The sequence below is a fragment of the Mesorhizobium sp. M7A.F.Ca.US.006.01.1.1 genome, from assembly GCF_003997935.1.
Taxonomy (GTDB): Bacteria; Pseudomonadota; Alphaproteobacteria; order Rhizobiales; family Rhizobiaceae; genus Mesorhizobium.
This window is the reverse complement of sequence record NZ_RZQL01000046.1, coordinates 14710-32638: the sequence shown is the minus strand read 5'-3', so window position 1 is coordinate 32638 and position 17929 is coordinate 14710. Positions and strand designations below refer to the sequence as shown.

Sequence of the window (17929 nt, the reverse complement as noted above, 5' to 3'; positions counted from 1 at the left end):
GCCCTATACGGCGGTCGCCGCCGCCGGCAAGGTTTCAGGTGCCGCGCCTGATGTGGCCCGCGAGATATTCAAGCGGCTCGGCGTCGCCGACGTCGCCGCTTCGATCTCCGAATATGGCGCCATGATCCCCGGCCTGCAGGCCGGTCGCTTCGATGTCGTCACCGCCGGCCTGTTCATGAAGCCGGAGCGCTGTGCCGCGGTTGCCTATTCGGAACCAGTGCTGTGCGACGCCGAGGCAATGCTGGTGAAGAAAGGCAATCCGAAAGGCTTCAAGAGCTATGAGGATGTCGCCAAGGATACGACTGCGACCATCGGCGCGCCGGGCGGCGGTACCGAGGAGAAGCTCGCGCTCAATGCCGGCGTGCCGCGCGATCGCGTCATCGTCGTGCCGGATGGCCAGAGCGGCGTGAAGATGCTCCAGGATGGCCGCATCGACGCTTATTCGCTGCCTGTCCTGTCGATCAATGATCTGGTCAAGAAGGCCAACGATCCGAACCTCGAAGTCATCGCTCCGGTGCAGGGCGCACCGGTCTATTGCGACGGCGCCGCCTTCAAGAAGGGCGACGAGGCACTGCGCGACGCCTTCGACGTCGAACTGGCCAAGATGAAGAAATCGGGCGAGTTCGCCAAGATCATCGAGCCCTATGGCTTCTCGGCGGCGGCCGCGATGTCGACGAGCCGCGACAAGCTCTGCGCGGCGAAGTGAAGTAAGGAAGGAAGACCCCCCTCATCCGGCCCTTCGGGCCACCTTCTCCCCGCTGGGGAGAAGAGGCTGGCGCCGACGCTGGTGGTCTCCTCTCCCCGCCGGGGAGAGGTCGGCCGAGCGTAGCGGAGGCCGGGTGAGGGGGCTTCGACCAAACGTCCAGGTGGAACAGTACATTAGATGACCCAGTGGTCCGGCTATTTCGGCCTGATATTGCAGGGAGCGCTTGTCACCATCGAGCTGACGCTGATGGGGTCGGTGCTTGCGCTGTTCATGGCCTTTCTTGCCGGAATGGGGCGGCTGTCGCGTTTCTTCATGGTGCGCGCGCTGGCCACCGCCTACATCGAATTCTTCCGCGGCACCTCGATCTTCGTGCAGTTGTTCTGGGCCTATTTCGTGCTGCCCTTTGCCGGCATTTCGCTGACCCCGTTGCAGGCCGGCGTGCTGGCGCTCGGCCTCAATGTCGGCGCCTACGCCGCCGAAGTGGTGCGCGGCGCCATCCAGTCGATCGGTCGTGAACAATATGAGGCCTGCACCGCACTCAATCTCGGCCGCTGGCAAGGCATGCGCCACGTCATCCTGCCGCAGGCGCTGCTGGTGATGCTGCCGACCTTCGGCAACAACGCCATCGAACTGCTCAAGGCGACCGCCGTGGTGTCGTTGATCTCGCTCACCGACCTGACCTTCCAGGCGCAGGTGGTGCGCGCCCAGACCGGCAACACCTTGGTGCCGTTCACCACCATCCTGATCCTCTATTTCATCCTCGCCCTGCTCATCTCGTGGGGCGTGCGCTCGCTGGAACGCCGCATGGCGCGCGGCCTCGATGGGGTGCGTGCCTGATGGCCAATTCCCTTCTGATAAATTGGGCCTTCTGATGGAGTGGGATTGGAATTTCGTCTGGGAAATCATGCCGACGCTGATCCAGGGCGTGAAGATCACCATCCTGGCGACGCTGCTCGGCTCGGTGCTGGCGGCGATCGTCGGGCTGGGCATCGCGCTGGCGCGCCGCTCGCCCAACAAGGCGTTGTCGCGCACGGTCGGCTTTCTCGCCGAGTTCATCCGCGGCACGCCATTGCTGGTGCAGCTCTATTTCATCTTCTACGTGCTGCCCGACTTCGGCATCCTGTTGCCGCCGCTGGTCGCCGGCGTCATCGGGCTCGGGCTGCACTACGGCACCTACACGGCGGAAGTCTACCGCGCCGGCATCGATAATGTGCCGCGCGGCCAATGGGAGGCCGCCAAGGCATGCAATTTGAGCGCCAGGCAGACCTGGACCCACATCATCATTCCGCAGGCCATTCCGCCGATGATCCCGGCGCTGGCAAATTATTTCATCGCCATGTTCAAGGAAACGCCACTGCTGTCGGCGATCACCGTGCTGGAACTGATGAACCAGGCGAAAAGCGTCGCCAACACCTATTATCGCTATATCGAGCCGATAACGCTGGTCGGCGCTTTCTTCCTCGTCATCAGTCTGTTTTCGGTCGTGCTGCTGCGCTGGCTGGAACGCCGCTACGGCAAGATCGAGAGGTAGCCGATGAAACCCTTGCCCGAGATCAAGGTCTACCCGAAACGGCCGGCGTTGGATGCGCGCCCGCTGGAGCGGCGCGTCGGCCTGATCATCCTGGCCACCGACCACACCAGCGAGCCGGATTTCCGCCGCATGGTGGCGAGCGAGCGGATCGGCGTCTATGTCGCGCGCATTCCCTACGCCAACCCGACGACGCCCGAAAACCTGCGCAAGATGCAGCCGGCGCTGACGGCGGGCGCGGCCCTGATCCTGCCGGACGAGAAGCTCGATGCCATCTGCTATTCCTGCACTTCGGCCTCGGTGGTGATCGGCGATGCCGAGATCGAGGCGGCGGTCCAGGCCGCCAAGCCTGGCGTGCCAGTCGTCACCCCACCGATGGCGGGCGTGCGCGGGCTGCGTGCACTGGGTGCGAAGAAAATCAGCATTCTCACCCCCTACACGGTCGAGACATCCAGGCCGATGGCCGCCTATTTCGCGGCGCGCGGCTTCGAGATCGTCAGCTTCACCTGCCTCGGTTTCGAGGACGACCGCGAGATGGCGCGCATCGCACCGGCAACGCTTGTCGATCTGGCGCGGGAAGCGACCGACGCCAGTGCCGATGCGCTGTTCGTGTCCTGCACGGCGCTGCGTAGCGCCCTCGCGGTCACCGGCATGGAAAAGGCCATCGGACGTCCTGTGGTGACCAGCAACCAGGCGACCGCCTGGAATTGTCTTCGGATTTGCGGCGATGAGACAGCCCATCCCGAATTCGGCCGTCTGATGACGCTGGCATTGCCGCCTGATTGATGATCATGACACAGGTCACTCTTGAGCACATTCGCGCCGCGCGTGAGCGCATTGCCGGTAAGGTCGAGCGCACGCCGACCGTGCTATCCCAAAGTCTTTCCGAACGCTGCGGCGTCCCGGTTCACCTCAAGCTCGAACACCGCCAGACCACCGGCAGCTTCAAGCTGCGGGGCGCCTCGAACGCCATCGCCTCGTTGAGCGCCGAGGAGAAGGCTCGCGGCGTGGTCGCGGCCTCCACTGGTAATCACGGCCACGCGCTTGCGCATGCGGCGAAGCTTGAGGGCATGCGCGCGGTGATCTGCATGTCGAAGCTGGTGCCGGGCAACAAGCTCGACGAGATCGGCCGGCTTGGCGCGGAGGTCCGCATTATCGGCGACAGCCAGGACGATGCCCAGCAGGAGGTCGAACGGCTGGTGGCGCAAGAGGGGCTGGTCATGCTGCCACCCTTCGACCATCCCGACATTATCGCCGGGCAAGGCACGCTCGGGCTTGAGATGATCGAACAGGTCCCGGATGCTGCCCTCGTTCTGGTGCAGTTGTCGGGTGGCGGGCTCGCCTCAGGCGTTGCCGCGGCCATCAAAGGCGTCAGCCCCCGGACAAAAGTCATCGGTGTCTCGATGGCGCGTGGCCCGGCGATGAAGGCCAGCCTCGATGCGGGCCACCCGGTGCTGGTGGAAGAATTGCCGACGCTGGCGGATTCGCTCGGCGGCGGCATCGGCCTCGACAATCGGTTGACCTTCGCCATGTGCCGCGACCTGCTCGACGATGTCATCCTGCTCAGTGAAGACGAGATCGCCGCCGGTATCCGCCACGCTTATGCGCAGGAGCGCGAAATCGTCGAGGGAGCCGGCGCGGTCGGTATCGCCGCGCTGCTGGCCGGCAAGGTCAGGGCGGACGGGCCGGCGGTCGTGCTTCTCTCCGGCCGCAACATCGATATGAACGCGCACCGCACAATCGTCTGCGGCGAGGCGCCGTCGCTTAAGGAGCGCGCCGCATGAGCCGGATGACCATCCTTACCGAGAAAGAGCTTCGGGCGATCGTGACACTCGATCTCGATGCCGTCGCCTGCGTCGAAAACGCTTTCCGCGCGCTCGCTACCCTGCCGGTGGCGATGCCGCCGATCCTGCGGCTAGACATTCCCGAGCATCGCGGCGAGGTCGACGTGAAGACCGCCTATGTGCCTGGCATTGACGGTTTCGCCATCAAGATCAGCCCCGGCTTCTTCGACAATCCGAAGCTCGGCCTGCCCAGCGTCAACGGCATGATGGTGCTGCTGTCAGCCAAGACCGGCCTGGTTGAAGCGCTGCTGCTCGACAATGGCTATCTCACCGACGTCCGCACGGCTGCTGCCGGCGCCGTCGCCGCCAAACATCTGTCGCGGCAGGAGTCGTCCGTTGCCGCGATCTTCGGCGCCGGTGTCCAGGCCGGGTTGCAATTGGAAGCCCTCATGCTGGTACGGCCGATTGCCGAGGCGCGCATCTGGGCGCGCGATCCGACGAAGGCCGAGGCGACCGCCGGAGCCCTGCGCGAAAAGCTCGGCATCGTCGTGCGCGCTGAATCCGACGCGGCAAACGCGATCGCCGGCGCCGACATCATCGTCACCACCACGCCTTCAACCGAGCCGCTGATCAAGGCAGGATTCGTTTCCACCGGCCAGCACATCACCGCGATGGGATCGGACGCCGAACACAAGAACGAGATCGCGCCGGCAATCCTGCGCATGGCCGATCTCTATGTCGCCGACAGCGCACGGCAGACGCGGCGGCTGGGTGAGCTGCACCATGCCATCGCGGCGGGTGTGATGGCTGGAGATGCGGAGGTGACCGAACTCGGCCAGATCATCGCCGGCGAAAAACATGGCCGGCGCTCGGCCAGCGACATCACCATCGCCGATCTCACCGGCACCGGCGTCCAGGACACGGCGATCGCCACGCTCGCCCGCGACCGGGCGCGGGCGGCCAACTCTGGAACCATTTTCGAAAGCTGATACCGGCCGAGAGGCCCAACAAACGAGGACTAAGAACAATGCAACCGAATCTGAAATTCTCGCGTGGCGAATTTGCGGATCGCCTCGCCAAGACGCGGAAAGCCATGGAGGTGAAGGGCGTCGATCTTCTTGTTATCAGCGATCCTTCCAACATGGCCTGGTTGACCGGCTATGACGGCTGGTCGTTCTATGTGCATCAGGCGGTTATCGTGCCGCCATCGGGCGAGCCGGTCTGGTACGGCCGCGGCCAGGACGCCAACGGTGCCAAGCGCACTGCCTATCTCGCGCATGACAACATCGTCGGCTATGCCGACCACTATGTGCAGTCGACCGAGCGCCACCCGATGGATTTTTTGGCCAGTGTGCTTGCGGATCGCGGCTGGGGCAAGCTGACAGTCGGCGTTGAGATGGACAATTACTGGTTCTCGGCCGCAGCCTTCGCATCGCTGCAGAAGCATTTGCCCAATGCCCGCTTTGTCGATGCCACCGCGCTGGTCAACTGGCAGCGCGCGATCAAGAGCCCGACCGAGATCGACTATATGCGCAAGGCTGCCCGCATCGTCGAAGCGATGCACCAGCGTATCGTCGACAAGATCGAGGTCGGCATGCGCAAATGCGATCTCGTTGCCGAAATCTACGATGCCGGCACGCGCGGCGTCGACGGTATTGGCGGCGACTATCCGGCGATCGTGCCGCTGCTGCCGTCGGGTGCCGATGCCTCGGCGCCGCATCTGACCTGGGATGACAGACCGATGAAGCGGGGCGAGGGCACTTTCTTCGAGATCGCCGGCTGCTACAACCGCTACCATTGCCCTCTGTCGCGCACCGTCTTTCTGGGCAAGCCGACGCAGGAATTCCTCGATGCCGAGAAGGCGACGCTGGAAGGCATGGAAGCGGGGCTGGCCGCCGCGAAACCCGGCAACGCCTGCGAGGACATCGCCAATGCCTTCTTCGCCGTGCTGAAGAAGTATGGCATCGTCAAGGACAACCGCACCGGCTACTCGATCGGCCTCTCCTATCCGCCGGACTGGGGCGAACGCACGATGAGCCTGCGTCCCGGCGACCGCACCGAACTCAAGCCCGGCATGACCTTCCATTTCATGACCGGCCTGTGGCTGGAGACGATGGGGCTGGAAATCACCGAGTCCATCCTGATCACCGAAACCGGTGTAGAGTGCCTGGCCAATGTGCCACGCAAGCTGGTGGTGAAGGATTGAGCCCGATGTCTAGCCTCCGCCCATCGCCGATCGCGCCGACCGTCGATTTCGACAGGGATGGCGTGCAGCATGGTTTCCTGCGCCTGCCCTACAGCCGCGACGATTCGGCGTGGGGCTCGGTGATGATCCCGATCTGCGTCATCCGCAACGGCAAGGGGCCGGCGGCGTTGCTTTCGGGCGGCAACCATGGCGACGAGTATGAGGGGCCGCTTGCGCTCTACGATCTCGCCCGCACGCTCGATCCGAAAGATGTCAGCGGAACGGTAATCATCGTACCGGCCATGAACTATCCGGCCTTCCGCGCCGGCACGCGCACCTCGCCGATCGACAAGGGCAACATGAATCGCAGCTTTCCCGGCCGGCCGGACGGGACGGTGACCGAGAAGATCGCCGACTATTTCCAGCGTGAGCTGCTTCCTCGCGCCGACATCGTGTTCGACTTCCATTCCGGCGGCAAGACGCTGGACTTCGTGCCGTTCTGCGCCGCGCATACTTTGCCCGACAAGGCGTTGGAACAGAGAGCCTTCGACGCGGTCGCCGCCTTCGCCGCCCCGTTCTCGATGCGCATGATCGAGATCGACGCCGTCGGCATGTACGACACGGCTGCCGAGGAGATGGGCAAGGTCTTCGTCAGCACCGAGCTTGGCGGCGGCGGCACCTCGCGCGCGCAGACGGTGCGGATCGCCCGGCGCGGCATTCTCAACGTGCTGCGCCACGCCGGCATTGTTGCCGGAGTGGTCGAAAAGAGCAAAACCCAGTGGCTCGACATGCCGTCTGGCGATTGTTTTTCGTTCGCCGAGGATGACGGCATGATCGAAACCATGGTCGATCTCGGCGAGCCGGTCGAGAAGGACGCGGTGCTGGCGCGCATTCATTCCACCGGCCGCACCGGCATCGCTCCCCAGGAGATCCGAGCAAAAATGTCGGGCATGCTGGCGGCGCGGCATTTCCCTGGGCTGGTCAAGGCCGGCGACTGCGCGGCGGTGGTGGCTGTGCACGTCTGAGCGTTTCCGCCAAGGCTTGCTCCACCCGGTTCGGGTCCATCGTCACTTGCTCTTGGTCCGTCGCGGAGCCCTTCGGCGCGGCGGAAAGAAGCAGGATGGCGAGCGGAGTCGACATTGCAGGACGATGTCACTATATAGCGGCGGCTTCGACCTGCGTGCCCGAGGGCAGCACCTCGAAGCAACTGTGAATGTGTAGTGTGTTGTGCCATCTATTGTGACGGAAAACGGCTCGGAAACCGGAAAAAAGCAAATAGAAACAGTGGCGCAGCGCTGGGCGTGACCCAGCCAACGGTACCGACCCCTCCAGAATCAGAAAATGCTCTTGACCCCTCGATTTCCTATGGCTCTGTGGACCTTGGACGGCATTGGCTTGCCGGCTGACCGCGACTCGGCTGGAATGGGGACATGCATCCTTTGCGGGATGTCGACGTTTATGATTACCAACCGGCTTTGCCGCCAGGGAACAGCAGTATGAGTGAACACGCCATCGAATTCTTGCGGGGATGGATCGGCGAAAAGGTCCATTGCCAATCCTCCCAGGCAAGGATCGACAAGCAGGCCGAAACCTTGGCCAAGGAGTGCGCCGCCGAGGCGGCCGAGGTCGGCATTCCGCTGGAGGATATCCAGGAAGAAGTCGGCGATATTCAGGAACTTATCGCATCCCGGCTTGAGGAAGCGGCCGAGGCCGAGGAAAGCCAGCAGGCCCCCAAAAAAGCCGCGGAATGATCAAAGCCGCCGAATGATCGCATAGCGGCGACCTTGTTTCAGCGCGGGCTTGTGGCCCGCGTTTTTGTCTTCAGCCAAACTTCTCCTTCAGCCACGTCTTCGGCAGCGCCGGCACGAAATTCCCGTCGCGTCCGGTCATATCGTCATTGGCAACCAGCGCGTTGAGGATTGCTTCCTCCACGGTCTGGATCACCGCATCGAAAAACGGATCGATGTCGGTGTCGGGAATAAAATCGGCACTGGCGATGCGGCCGGATGGCGCCAGCGCTGCGCTCGCATTGGCGGTCGAGAAGGCGATAAAAATGTCGCCTGAGCTGTGATAGCCGAAGCCGCCGGTCAAGGCGACGCCAAGCGGCACCCGTCGGGCCAGCCGCTTCATCTGATGCGGCAGGAACGGTGCGTCGGTGGCGATGACGGCGATGATCGAGCCTTTTTCGGCGCGCGGTGTGCCTTCGCGAACAGCCGGTTCGACGAGTTCCGGCCCGGCGCGCAGGCCGCGAATGGCAATATTGCGCCGTTTGCCGAAATTCGACTGCACGAAGGCGCCGACGGTGTAGGCACGGCCTTGCCATTCGACGATGCGCGATGCCGTGCCGGAGCCGGCCTTGAAGCCGAAGGTGATCATGCCGGTACCGCCGCCGACGCTGCCTTCCTCGATCGGTCCGCCGGCGGCACCGTCGAGGGCCTGCGCAACATGCTCTGACGTCAAATGGTGGCCGTTGATGTCGTTGAGGAAGCCGTCATAGGTTTCCGCCGCCACCGGCAGCCCCCAGCCGCTGTCGAGTGCCGCCGGCAGCACGCTTTGCATCCAGCGCAGCGTGCCGTCGCGGGAAACACCGCAGGAATGGGTGTTGGTGATGGTGATCGGGAAGTTGAAAGCGCCGGTTTCCTCGACGATGTGCGAGCCGGTCAGTTCCCCGTTTCCGTTCTGGCTGAAGATGCCGGCGAAGACCGGGGTGGCGAGGTCGGCGAGCGGCCTGGGCAGGATCGCGGTCACGCCGGTGCGCACCGGTCCCTCGCCGACGACAAGCGCGCCATCGCCCGAGATCAGCGTCGCATAGCCGACTGCGACGCCGGGCACATCGGTGATCGCGTTAAACGGTCCGGGCCGCCCGTCGAAGCCGATGCCGAAATTTCGCGCGCGCGGTTTGCCCGAGGGCGTTGTCAGATGATGCGGATTGTCGGTCATGGTGTCAGAACAGGGATCCCTGATTGCCAGGCTCTTTGGCCTTGGCTGTCGGCTTGGCCATGGCTTTCGGTTTTGCCGTGCCGCTGATTGCCACCGCATCGGCGGTGCCGTCGGCGAACTCGAGCGAAAGCGCCATTCCCGATGCCACGTCGGCAGCCTGCTTGATCACCACCCCGTCGGCATCCTTCACCAAGGCAAAGCCACGCGCCAGAACGGCCTTGTGCGACAGCGACGCCATCAACCTGTCGGCCTGGATGACGCGGCCGCGCAGGCGCTCCAGCCTGAGCACCACTGCCTGCGTGCCGCGTCTTGTCAAAGCTGTCAGCAAATCCCTTTGCACGCGTTGCCGCCGTGCCGTCGGCTCGATCGTGATGCGGCCCTGCAGCATGGCCAGTTGCTGCTTGTGCCGCTGCAGCGATGCCCTGGCACATTTTGGCAATTGATCCGCCGCCCGGTTAAGCTCCGCACGCCGGGCCCTTGCCAACGCGCGCAGTGCCCCTTGTGCTCGTAAAAGATTGCGTTCGTTGGTGCGCCGCGCCTCTGCAATGCGCTGCGACAGCATTGCCGGTGTCAGTTTTACGGCAAAGAACCGCGCCCGCTTTCGTTCTGTGGAGACCATTAGGCCGCGGCCGAGCCGGCTGGTTGCCTCATCGAGGCGTCGGCGCGGCAGCGCCAGCAATTGATCGGGCGAGGGCAGAGCCCGGGCGGCGGCACGGGCGGCCTGCCGCTTGCGTTCGAAATTGCGCAGGACCGCGGCTTTCAGCCGCGCACCGAGGCTGGCAAGCGTTGCTTCGAGATCCGCCTTCACCGGGACGGCGATTTCGGCCGCACCCGTCGGCGTCGGCGCCCGCACGTCGGCAACGAGGTCGATCAGCGTCCAGTCGGTCTCGTGGCCGACGGCCGAGATCACCGGAATCCCGGAAGCGGCGACGGCGCGGGCGAGGGCCTCGTCGTTGAAGCCCCAGAGGTCTTCGAGGCTGCCGCCGCCGCGCGCCACGATCAGCAGATCGGGACGCTGGATGGCGCCATCCCATGCCAGTGCATTGAAGCCGTTGACCGCAGCAGTCACTTCCGCGCCTGACGTCTCGCCTTGAACACGCACCGGCCAGACCAGGATGTGCAGCGGAAAGCGGTCCTTGATGCGGTGGATGATGTCTCGGATGACGGACCCTGTCGGCGAGGTGACGACGCCGATGACGCGCGGCATGAACGGCAGCAACCGTTTGCGACCGGCATCGAACAGCCCCTCGGCCTGTAGCCGCCGCTTGCGCTCCTCCAGCAGCGCCATCAGGGCGCCGGCGCCGGCAGGCTCCAGATTGTCGATGACGATCTGGTAGTTGGACTTGCCGGGGTAGGTGGTGAGCTTGCCGGTGGCGATCACCTCCATGCCCTCTTCGGGACGGAATTTCAGCCGGCTCATCGTGCCTTTCCACACCACGGCGTCGAGCCGCGCGCGGTCGTCCTTCAGCGCGAAATAGGCATGACCTGAGGAATGCGGCCCGCGATAGCCTGATATTTCGCCGCGCACCCGCACATTGCCGAAAACGTCCTCGACCGTGCGCTTCAATGCGCCGGAAATCTCGCTCACCGTATATTCGGCGGCGTTGGTGCGTGATTCGGATGCTGCTTCGCTCATCGGTCGATTGGGGAACGGTTGGGCGCCCGCGTCAAGGCGGTTGCGTCGGGCCAGCCGTTCATAACGCGCATACCTGACCCTGCCTACCAGCCGGGCAAAATCTGGTTTGGCTTGGTTCGCCGCAGCTTGGTGAAGGCGAGTGCAGCGAAATCGAATGTCCCGGGGTCTTCCCCGACCGGCACGGAAATATTGTCCAGGCTTTCCGAAATATGGCGGGCGAGCGCATCGACGATCTCCGGCCGCGACGTCTGACCGCGCATGATGCCGATGCGGCAATCGGGCAGGGCGCCGAAGCCGTCGGCTTCGCCCAGCACCCGCATGCCGGGCCTGAGCGCGCATTCCGGCAGCACCGAGATCGCCAGGCCGGAAAGCACCGCGGCGGTGATGACGGTGGCCGAGAAGCTGGTGAACAGGATGCGGTAGTCGCGATTCTGCTGGTCGAGCACATCGACGGCGGCGCGCCGCCAGATGCAGTTCGGCCGGCCAAAGGCCATCGGCAGCGTTTCCTGCTCATGCGTCGCATGATTGGCCGAGGTGACCCACAGCAGCGGCTCGCGCCGCACCACCTCCGACTGGCCGCGTACGTCGTTGTGAGTCACCAGCGCGAGGTCGAGATTGCCGCGCTTGATATGTTCGACCAGCCCCGGCGTCGGTTCGCAGATCACGGTCAGCTCGACGCGGGGATTGGAGCGTGTGAAGCGCGCCATGATCTCGGGCAGGAAACGATCGGCATAATCGTCGGGCGTGCCGATTCGGATCGTGCCTTCGAGCCGGCGGTCGTCGAAAGCGGCCAGCGTTTCGCGATTGAGATAGAGCAGCCGCCGCGCATAGGAGAGCAGCTTGTCGCCTTCCTCGGTCAGCCTGTTGGTGCGCCCGTCCTTTTCGAACAGCGGCTTGCCGAGCCGCTCCTCCAGCCGGCGCATCTGCATCGATACCGCCGACTGGGTCCGGTGCACTTCTTCGGCCGCCCTGGTGAAGCTGCCGGTATCGGCAATCGAGATGAAAGTCTGCAATTGATCGAGATCGAGCGGCGATTTCATCGACATGATCCATCACTAGTGTTGATGGTAAAGATTAGAAACATTCGTTGGATTAATCAATCGGCGGATGGCAAATTGGCATTGTCCACATGAAGGCATGTGAATTGGGACCGGAACGGCCGCTGTCACCAGCGCCGATTGCTTGGTCTCGCCCGTTCGAGTCTGAAGGAGACCGACAATGACCACGTTTGATTTCGCCACCGAGACCTCGCGCATCACCTCGCGTCCGGCCGTTGCGACGCGCGTGGCAAACACCGTCTCCAATTTCTACCGCGCCTGGAAAAACCGCCGCGCCTTTTATCGCCTTGGCGAGATGTCGGACGCCGAACTTGCCGATATCGGCCTGACGCGCGGCGACCTGCATGTCGCCATCGACGTGCCGTTCGGCCGCGACCCGACGGCGATGCTGCGCGAAATCGCCAGCGATCGCGTCGAAACGATCGAGGACATCGCTCGCAAGGTGGCCTGATCTGTTGCTTGTTATTCAGGTTGCCGTGAACCTTTTCGGGGTTCGACGCGACTGACGAGTATGCAGGCTCCCACTCCCTGCCGGATCCCCCCGGCCCGCCTGCACTCTGCCCGGTCCTCCCAGGACCGGGCTTTTCTTTTTCTACCTCAGCGAAGGCCGACTACCGCCGATCCATGTCCCGCTTGAACTGGTCGAAGATCGTCTCCACGCCCTTCTGGTAGTCGTCACGCTGCTGGGCGCCGGTCTCGAACATCTTGCCGAACAGGTCGTCGAACGGGTTTTTCGACCTGCCGCTCGGATTGGCCTGTGGCTGCGGTGCCTGTGGCTGCGGTGCCTGACGCTGCTGTGGGGGCGCTTGAGGCTGTTGTGGCACCGGCTGTCCGCCGGGGATGCCGCCTAAACCACCACCGCCTTGCCGCAGCATCTCCTCGAAGATTTTCCCCAGCGGATTGTCTCCGTAGGGGCTTTGTGTCTGCTGCGGCTGCGCCCGCCCCTGCGGCTGCGGCTGCGGCGCGCCACCGCCGAACATGTCCTGCAGCACCTTGCCGAGCGGATTGTCGCCGTAGGGATTGGGCGGCGCCGGCTGCGGCTGGCTTTGCGGCTGTGGCTGAGGCGCATCGCCGCCGAACATGTCCTGCAACACCTTGCCGAGCGGGTTGTCCATCGGGTTCTGGGGTGGCGGCGCCTGGCGCGGCTGCGGCGCCGGGGCCTGCATGCCGCCGCCTTGCCGCATCATCTGCTCGATGATCTCGCCGAGCGGATTGTTGCCGCCGCCGCCAAAACCGCCGGCGGCCTGCATCTGATTTGTCGTCTGCTTGAACAGCCCGCCCATGACCATCGAGGCGATCGCCGGCAGCATCTGCTGCAGGATCTGCTGATTGACGCCGCTGGCTTGCGCCGCCTGGCTGGCCACGGCGCGAGACAGGTCCTTCGAACCGAACAGGTGCCCGAGAATGCCGTTGCCCTCGTCAACGCCTTGCGGCGAGAAGGCCCGGGTTGCGTCCTCGAAATACTTGGCGTGCTGGCCGCTGGCCATCGCCGTCATGAAGGCGCCTAGCCCGTAAGGGTCGGCGGTGTTGCGCTGCAGCCCCTGCGAAAAGGCCGGCAGCAATGCGGCGACCGCGGCTTGCGTCTGCTGCATCGAAAGCCCGTATTGCTGGGCAAGCGCCTGCATGCCATTGCCGTTCTGGGCCTGCGTCAGCATGTCGAACAAGGAAGGCATTGGTCTCTCCTCCGGAAATCCTCGCCGAAGAAGCCTAGTTTGTTTCCACTTCCGATTGAAGCGACTTTTGCCGGCCGGTCAGCTTTGCCAAATCCGAGGGTTAATAGGCGTATTCCATGAAAACCGGCTCGATCGAGCCGCCCCAGCGCGTGTGGTAGGCCGACAGCATCTCCTCGGCGCTGGTGGTGCCGCGCGCCACGACTTCGTCCAACGTGTTGAGGAAGGAGGTCTCGTCGTAGCCGTCGCGGTTCTTCCTGCCACGGTTCTTCAGGCCCATGCGGGAAATGACCATCACGTCACGCGCGATCTCGCGCAGCGTGGTGTTGCGGAACGGTGCGGAAATGCCTTGTTCCGGCACCGCGTTGCGCATCGCCAGCGTTTCTTCATACGTCCAGCTCGAGGTCAGCGCCTCGGCGGCATCGAGTGCGGCCTCATCATAGAGCAATCCGACCCAGAAGGCCGGGAGCGCGCAGATGCGCCGCCATGGCCCGCCGTCGGCGCCGCGCATCTCGAGGAAGCGTTTCAGCCGCACGTCCGGGAACAGCGTTGACAGATGGTTCGCCCAGTCGCCCATTGTCGGCAGCCCGTCCGGCACTTCATTGCGCGCGGCCCCGGCCATGAACTGGCGGAAGGTGATGTGGGTCATGTCGTGATAGCGGTCGTCGCGGATGACGAAATACATCGGCACGTCGAGCGCCCATTCGACATAGTCGGCAAAGCCGAAATCGGGCGAGAAGCAGAATTCGAGCAGGCCCGAGCGCTGGTTGTCGGTGTCGCGCCAGATGTCGCCGCGCCAGCTCTGCAAGCCGTTCGGGTGGCTCTCGGTGAAAGGCGAATTGGCGAACAATGCCGTCGACAGCGGCTGCAGCTTCAGCGACACCTGCATCTTGCGGCGCATGTCGGCTTCGCTCTCGAAGTCGAGATTCACCTGGATCGTGCAGGTGCGGTACATCATGTCGAGGCCCTTGGTGCCGACCTTGGGCATGTAGCGCGTCATGATCTCGTAGCGCGATTTCGGCATTTTCGGCGTCTCGGCCAGCGACCATTTCGGGCTGCCGCCGAGGCCGAGGAAACGGATGCCCATCGGCTCGGCGATCTCGCGCACCTGCGCCAGATGGGCGTTGCCCTCGCGGCAGGTCTGGTGGATCGTCTCCAGCGGCGCGCCGGAAAGCTCGAACTGGCCGCCAGGTTCCAGCGAAATCGCACCCTGGCCGGTCGGTTCGACCAGGCCGATGATGCGGCCGTCATCGACGATCGGATCCCAGCCGAGCTTTGACTGCATGCCTTCGAGAATGGCGCGGATGCCGCGCTCGCCGCCATAGGGGACCGGTGCATTGCCGTCGACATAGAAGGGGAATTTCTCGTGCTCGGTGCCGATGCGCCATTTGTCGCGCGGCTTGTTGCCTTCGGCCAGGTGCTCGACGAGTTCGTCGACACCTTCGATCGGGCGGAAATCGGTCGTATCGCGCGCCATGATGGTACCCTCAGAGGCGGCCGGATGACCGCCGGCGGTAAATGGACGAAATGTCAGCAGACGATCAAGCGAAAAATCCTGAGCCACAGGTCAACAGGAATTGAACGTTGCTGGAACTCTGCGTCCCTTGCAAGGGATGACGTCTCACCAGTCTCCGACAGTTGCCTGCATTACCGCGAGCGCGGCCACCGCCGCCGTGTCGGCGCGCAGGATGCGCGGGCCGAGCGGAATGGCGGTGACGAAGGGCAGGGCGCGCAGCATCTTGCGCTCGTCGTCGGAAAAGCCACCCTCCGGCCCGACCAGCAGCCCAAGCTTCTTGTCCTTTACCGCCTGCAGCGCGGCCAGCGGATTGTTGGTCGAAGCGTCCTCATCGCAGAAGATCAGCCGTCGCTCTGTGTCCCAGCCGGTCAGCAAACGGTCGAATTTCTCGGCTTCGCGTACCTCCGGCACCGCCAGGATGCCGCATTGTTCGGCGGCTTCGACGACATTGGCGCGCAGGCGATCGATCGACGGCTTGGCCACTTGCGTGTGCTGGGTGATGACCGGCTGCAGGATGCCGGCGCCCATCTCGACCGCCTTCTGCACGAGATAGTCGAGCCTGCCCTGCTTCAGTGGCGCAAAGCAGTAGACGAGATCGGGCAGCGGCGGCTGCGGCCGCTGCAGCGCCGACACCTTCAGCCGCACCGCCCTTTTCGTCTTCGCTGATATGGCTGCCGACCACTCGCCGTCGCGGCCATTGAACACCAGGATTTCGGCGCCTTCGCCAAGCCGCAGCACATGCAGGAGATAGTGGCTCTGCTGTTGGCCGGCGTCGAACTCGATGTCTGGCCGCAGATCGTCGGGCACGAACAGACGTTGCATCTTGTAATTGGCGCGCATCCGCCGAGGAATGAGCGAGCCAGCCGCCGGCGTCAAGCCTCGCATCGTGGCGTGCAGCAAAGACGACGCGGCGTTGTCGGAATACCGATGACGGTTTGTTGCCTAATCGCCCAATCTGGCAAGCAGAACAAGACGAGGCATTTCGATGAGCAGGATTACACGTGGCAGCTGTCTCTGCGGCGCCGTCAGTTATGAGTTGAATGGCGAATTGCGCCCGATCGTTGCCTGCCACTGCAACCAATGCAGAAAGGCCAGTGGCCACTTTGCCGCCGCTACACAGGTTGAGCAAAAGCACACGACTATCACGGGCGATACCTTGCGCTGGTTCAAGTCGTCGGAACATGCCGAACGAGGCTTTTGCTCGGTTTGCGGCGGGAACCTGTTCTGGCGCCGGTTTGACAGCCCGTTCATATCCGTTTGGGCCGGGACCATAGATGGCAAGACCGGTCTCAAGATGCAAAGCCAATTGTATCCGGAATCGGCCGGCGACTACTATGACTTGCCTGCGGTATCTGTCGTGCCGCAATCGGAACTGAAATAACGCTGGTCCTCAACTTGCCCAGACCGGCCGGTACCCAGTGCGAAGTACGGCCACACTTGTCGGTGGTGTGATCATGAACGGATCGGTCAACTGCAAGGCGGCAAGGCTGATTGGCGTTTGGTAACCGCCAAAACTCCAGGGCAGCGCGTAACCATCGCTCAGCGCATAGGGCTTGTTGCCCGACGAGATCATCGTGCCATCCGGCAAACCTGCAAGCGTCTCGGGGGCAAGTGGGATTGAGCGGCCGCCCGACGCCAACCGCTCCTTGTGCAGCCGCCTGTCGACCATCGGCGCGCGCGGTTCGGCAATGCCGAAAGCTTCACCGAAGCAGCCGACGAAATCCTTGGCCCGTTCGCGCTGGCAAAAGAAGCAGGGGCGATGCCCGGCCGCCAATGCAGTCACCTCGTCCAGGAAGAACAGCTCGGTCCAGCCCGCTTTGCCGCCCTTCCGGTTGCGGCCCATCGGCTCGCGCCGCACATTGCGGAACTGGCAGACGCAGATGATCCAGGCTTGAAGCGCCCAGCGCTTTTTCTTGAGCGTCTTCGTCTCGGGGTCGTGGATAATGCCGCGATTGCCGGTGAACATGCCGCGCTCTGGCACGGCATGGATGGCGCCGAACGGATCGACCCGGTTCTGCAGTGGCATAGTTTTCTCTCCGGACACCCATCTTGGCTGCAATGCGAGCGGCATGATATCGCTCGTCGCATCTTTTTCATGTCAGCAGGATTTTGTGATGCGGGTGCTGGTGGTCCAGAACTACGACAATACCGGCCTCGGCCAAGTCGGCGCGGCACTTGCGGAAGCGGGTGCCGATCTCGACCTGCGTCTCCCTTACAAAGGCGATCCCCTGCCGGATGACGCGGCCGGGCATGATGCCATGGTGGTGCTTGGCGGGGGCCAGAATGCGCTGGCCGACGATGAGTACCCCTATTTCCCGGCACTGCTCGAACTGACCCGCGACTTTGCCGACAAGGATCGCGCCGTGCTCGGCATCTGCCTCGGCAGCCAGCTCGTTGCCCGTGCCTTCGGCGGCGAAAACCGCATCGGTGGCGCCAATGAGTTCGGTTGGCGCGGCGTATCGCTGACGGCGGACGCCAAGGCCGATCCAGTGCTGGGCGCGCTGCCGGAGAAATTCCCGATCTTCCAGTGGCATGACGACACCTTCGTGCTGCCCGAGGCCGCCGTGCGGCTCGCCGGCAACGATGTCGCCGAGAACCAGGCATTTCGCGTCGGCCGCGCCGTCTACGGTTTCCAGTTCCACTTCGAGGCCGACCGGCCGATGGTCAAGGACTGGAGCACATCCTTTGCCCCGACCATCGCCGCGCGCCATCCCGACTGGGCCGGCAAGCTCGATGGCGAAATGGCCCGCAACGGGCCCGACGCGGATGCCGCTGGCCTGGCCATAGCTCGTGCCTGGGTAGCGACCATCTGAGCATCCTCGGTTGCCCTCCGGCGTGACATAATTGGCACGCGGCGGTGAAACCGCCTGGGGAAAACCGTTTCATTCTTGGCTTGTGTCCGCCCG

General features: G+C 63.9%; 19 protein-coding genes. 12 read left to right on the top strand and 7 right to left on the bottom strand.

Features of this window, described 5'->3' with window-relative positions; genetic code table 11:
- The 9 genes from ehuB to EN943_RS10950 all read left to right on the top strand — a co-directional run.
- On the top strand, positions 1–706 hold a 706-nt coding region (gene ehuB / locus EN943_RS10995), incomplete at its 5' end, for an ectoine/hydroxyectoine ABC transporter substrate-binding protein EhuB (protein WP_127412628.1).
- Between the two features lie 177 nt (positions 707–883).
- On the top strand, positions 884–1543 hold the full coding sequence (gene ehuC / locus EN943_RS10985) for an ectoine/hydroxyectoine ABC transporter permease subunit EhuC (RefSeq protein ID WP_127412626.1): 660 nt from the start codon (positions 884–886) through the stop codon (positions 1541–1543).
- Positions 1544–1577: 34 nt separating this feature from the next.
- A complete protein-coding gene (ehuD, locus tag EN943_RS10980; protein ID WP_127412625.1) occupies positions 1578–2237 on the top strand; it encodes an ectoine/hydroxyectoine ABC transporter permease subunit EhuD in 660 nt (219 codons plus the stop codon).
- Positions 2238–2240: 3 nt separating this feature from the next.
- The gene (gene eutA, locus EN943_RS10975; protein WP_127412624.1) at positions 2241–3020 is read left to right on the top strand and encodes an ectoine utilization protein EutA; all 780 of its coding nucleotides are present in this window, start codon (positions 2241–2243) and stop codon (positions 3018–3020) included.
- A 5-nt stretch (positions 3021–3025) separates the two neighbouring features.
- Complete coding sequence (eutB, locus tag EN943_RS10970) at positions 3026–4018, top strand: hydroxyectoine utilization dehydratase EutB (RefSeq protein WP_164778157.1); 993 nt, start codon at positions 3026–3028, stop codon at positions 4016–4018.
- Positions 4015–5007, top strand: coding sequence for an ectoine utilization protein EutC (gene eutC / locus EN943_RS10965; RefSeq protein WP_127412622.1), 993 nt, complete (start codon positions 4015–4017; stop codon positions 5005–5007). The genes eutB and eutC overlap by 4 nt, the downstream gene beginning before the upstream one ends.
- A gap of 38 nt (positions 5008–5045) precedes the next feature.
- On the top strand, positions 5046–6224 hold the full coding sequence (gene doeA / locus EN943_RS10960; protein WP_127412621.1) for an ectoine hydrolase DoeA: 1179 nt from the start codon (positions 5046–5048) through the stop codon (positions 6222–6224).
- Between the two features lie 5 nt (positions 6225–6229).
- Complete coding sequence (doeB, locus tag EN943_RS10955; protein ID WP_127412620.1) at positions 6230–7228, top strand: N(2)-acetyl-L-2,4-diaminobutanoate deacetylase DoeB; 999 nt, start codon at positions 6230–6232, stop codon at positions 7226–7228.
- A 405-nt stretch (positions 7229–7633) separates the two neighbouring features.
- Positions 7634–7954, top strand: coding sequence for a hypothetical protein (locus EN943_RS10950; RefSeq protein WP_245270217.1), 321 nt, complete (start codon positions 7634–7636; stop codon positions 7952–7954).
- 70 nt (positions 7955–8024) lie between these two features.
- Here the strand turns inward: EN943_RS10950 and EN943_RS10945 are convergent, their stop codons facing one another.
- From EN943_RS10945 to EN943_RS10935, 3 genes are all read right to left on the bottom strand, one after another.
- Positions 8025–9143: a P1 family peptidase gene (locus EN943_RS10945; RefSeq protein ID WP_127412619.1), complete on the bottom strand. Its 1119-nt coding sequence runs from the start codon at positions 9141–9143 to the stop codon at positions 8025–8027.
- Between the two features lie 4 nt (positions 9144–9147).
- The gene (gene xseA / locus EN943_RS10940) at positions 9148–10779 is read right to left on the bottom strand and encodes an exodeoxyribonuclease VII large subunit (RefSeq protein ID WP_127412618.1); all 1632 of its coding nucleotides are present in this window, start codon (positions 10777–10779) and stop codon (positions 9148–9150) included.
- An 83-nt stretch (positions 10780–10862) separates the two neighbouring features.
- Positions 10863–11819 (bottom strand): LysR substrate-binding domain-containing protein, encoded by a 957-nt coding sequence (locus EN943_RS10935; RefSeq protein ID WP_063170125.1) that lies wholly within the window; start codon positions 11817–11819, stop codon positions 10863–10865.
- A gap of 178 nt (positions 11820–11997) precedes the next feature.
- On the opposite strand from EN943_RS10935, the gene EN943_RS10930 reads away from it, so the two are divergent.
- Positions 11998–12288, top strand: a complete 291-nt coding sequence (locus EN943_RS10930) for a DUF1127 domain-containing protein (protein ID WP_127412617.1) — start codon at positions 11998–12000, stop codon at positions 12286–12288.
- A gap of 160 nt (positions 12289–12448) precedes the next feature.
- Here the strand turns inward: EN943_RS10930 and EN943_RS10925 are convergent, their stop codons facing one another.
- The 3 genes from EN943_RS10925 to EN943_RS10915 all read right to left on the bottom strand — a co-directional run bounded on the left by EN943_RS10925 (position 12449) and on the right by EN943_RS10915 (position 15863).
- Entirely contained in the window at positions 12449–13510 is a 1062-nt protein-coding gene (locus EN943_RS10925; protein WP_127412616.1) for a DUF937 domain-containing protein, read from the bottom strand.
- A 100-nt stretch (positions 13511–13610) separates the two neighbouring features.
- Positions 13611–14984 carry a glutamate--cysteine ligase gene (locus EN943_RS10920; RefSeq protein WP_127412615.1) on the bottom strand — a complete coding sequence of 458 codons (1374 nt, stop codon included), beginning with the start codon at positions 14982–14984 and terminating at the stop codon, positions 13611–13613.
- Between the two features lie 144 nt (positions 14985–15128).
- Positions 15129–15863, bottom strand: a complete 735-nt coding sequence (locus EN943_RS10915; RefSeq protein ID WP_127412629.1) for a 16S rRNA (uracil(1498)-N(3))-methyltransferase — start codon at positions 15861–15863, stop codon at positions 15129–15131.
- 145 nt (positions 15864–16008) lie between these two features.
- On the opposite strand from EN943_RS10915, the gene EN943_RS10910 reads away from it, so the two are divergent.
- A complete protein-coding gene (locus EN943_RS10910) occupies positions 16009–16404 on the top strand; it encodes a GFA family protein (protein WP_127412614.1) in 396 nt (131 codons plus the stop codon).
- A gap of 9 nt (positions 16405–16413) precedes the next feature.
- On the opposite strand, the gene EN943_RS10905 is transcribed toward EN943_RS10910, so the two are convergent.
- Positions 16414–17049, bottom strand: a complete 636-nt coding sequence (locus EN943_RS10905; protein ID WP_127412613.1) for a hypothetical protein — start codon at positions 17047–17049, stop codon at positions 16414–16416.
- An 88-nt stretch (positions 17050–17137) separates the two neighbouring features.
- Here EN943_RS10905 and EN943_RS10900 point away from each other — a divergent pair, with 88 nt between their 5' ends.
- A complete protein-coding gene (locus EN943_RS10900; protein ID WP_127412612.1) occupies positions 17138–17836 on the top strand; it encodes a type 1 glutamine amidotransferase in 699 nt (232 codons plus the stop codon).
- Positions 17837–17929: the final 93 nt, after the last annotated feature.

Coding starts and splice junctions, on each gene's coding strand:
- xseA (WP_127412618.1), bottom strand. CDS start 10,779: ATGAGCGAAGCAGCATCCGAATCACGCACCAACGCCGCCGAATATACG.
- EN943_RS10945 (WP_127412619.1), bottom strand. CDS start 9,143: ATGACCGACAATCCGCATCATCTGACAACGCCCTCGGGCAAACCGCGC.
- EN943_RS10900 (WP_127412612.1), top strand. CDS start 17,138: ATGCGGGTGCTGGTGGTCCAGAACTACGACAATACCGGCCTCGGCCAA.
- ehuC (WP_127412626.1), top strand. CDS start 884: ATGACCCAGTGGTCCGGCTATTTCGGCCTGATATTGCAGGGAGCGCTT.
- doeA (WP_127412621.1), top strand. CDS start 5,046: ATGCAACCGAATCTGAAATTCTCGCGTGGCGAATTTGCGGATCGCCTC.
- EN943_RS10920 (WP_127412615.1), bottom strand. CDS start 14,984: ATGGCGCGCGATACGACCGATTTCCGCCCGATCGAAGGTGTCGACGAA.
- doeB (WP_127412620.1), top strand. CDS start 6,230: ATGTCTAGCCTCCGCCCATCGCCGATCGCGCCGACCGTCGATTTCGAC.
- eutB (WP_164778157.1), top strand. CDS start 3,026: ATGACACAGGTCACTCTTGAGCACATTCGCGCCGCGCGTGAGCGCATT.
- EN943_RS10910 (WP_127412614.1), top strand. CDS start 16,009: ATGAGCAGGATTACACGTGGCAGCTGTCTCTGCGGCGCCGTCAGTTAT.
- EN943_RS10905 (WP_127412613.1), bottom strand. CDS start 17,049: ATGCCACTGCAGAACCGGGTCGATCCGTTCGGCGCCATCCATGCCGTG.
- EN943_RS10915 (WP_127412629.1), bottom strand. CDS start 15,863: ATGCGCGCCAATTACAAGATGCAACGTCTGTTCGTGCCCGACGATCTG.
- EN943_RS10950 (WP_245270217.1), top strand. CDS start 7,634: ATGCATCCTTTGCGGGATGTCGACGTTTATGATTACCAACCGGCTTTG.
- EN943_RS10935 (WP_063170125.1), bottom strand. CDS start 11,819: ATGAAATCGCCGCTCGATCTCGATCAATTGCAGACTTTCATCTCGATT.
- EN943_RS10930 (WP_127412617.1), top strand. CDS start 11,998: ATGACCACGTTTGATTTCGCCACCGAGACCTCGCGCATCACCTCGCGT.
- ehuD (WP_127412625.1), top strand. CDS start 1,578: ATGGAGTGGGATTGGAATTTCGTCTGGGAAATCATGCCGACGCTGATC.
- eutC (WP_127412622.1), top strand. CDS start 4,015: ATGAGCCGGATGACCATCCTTACCGAGAAAGAGCTTCGGGCGATCGTG.
- EN943_RS10925 (WP_127412616.1), bottom strand. CDS start 13,510: ATGCCTTCCTTGTTCGACATGCTGACGCAGGCCCAGAACGGCAATGGC.
- eutA (WP_127412624.1), top strand. CDS start 2,241: ATGAAACCCTTGCCCGAGATCAAGGTCTACCCGAAACGGCCGGCGTTG.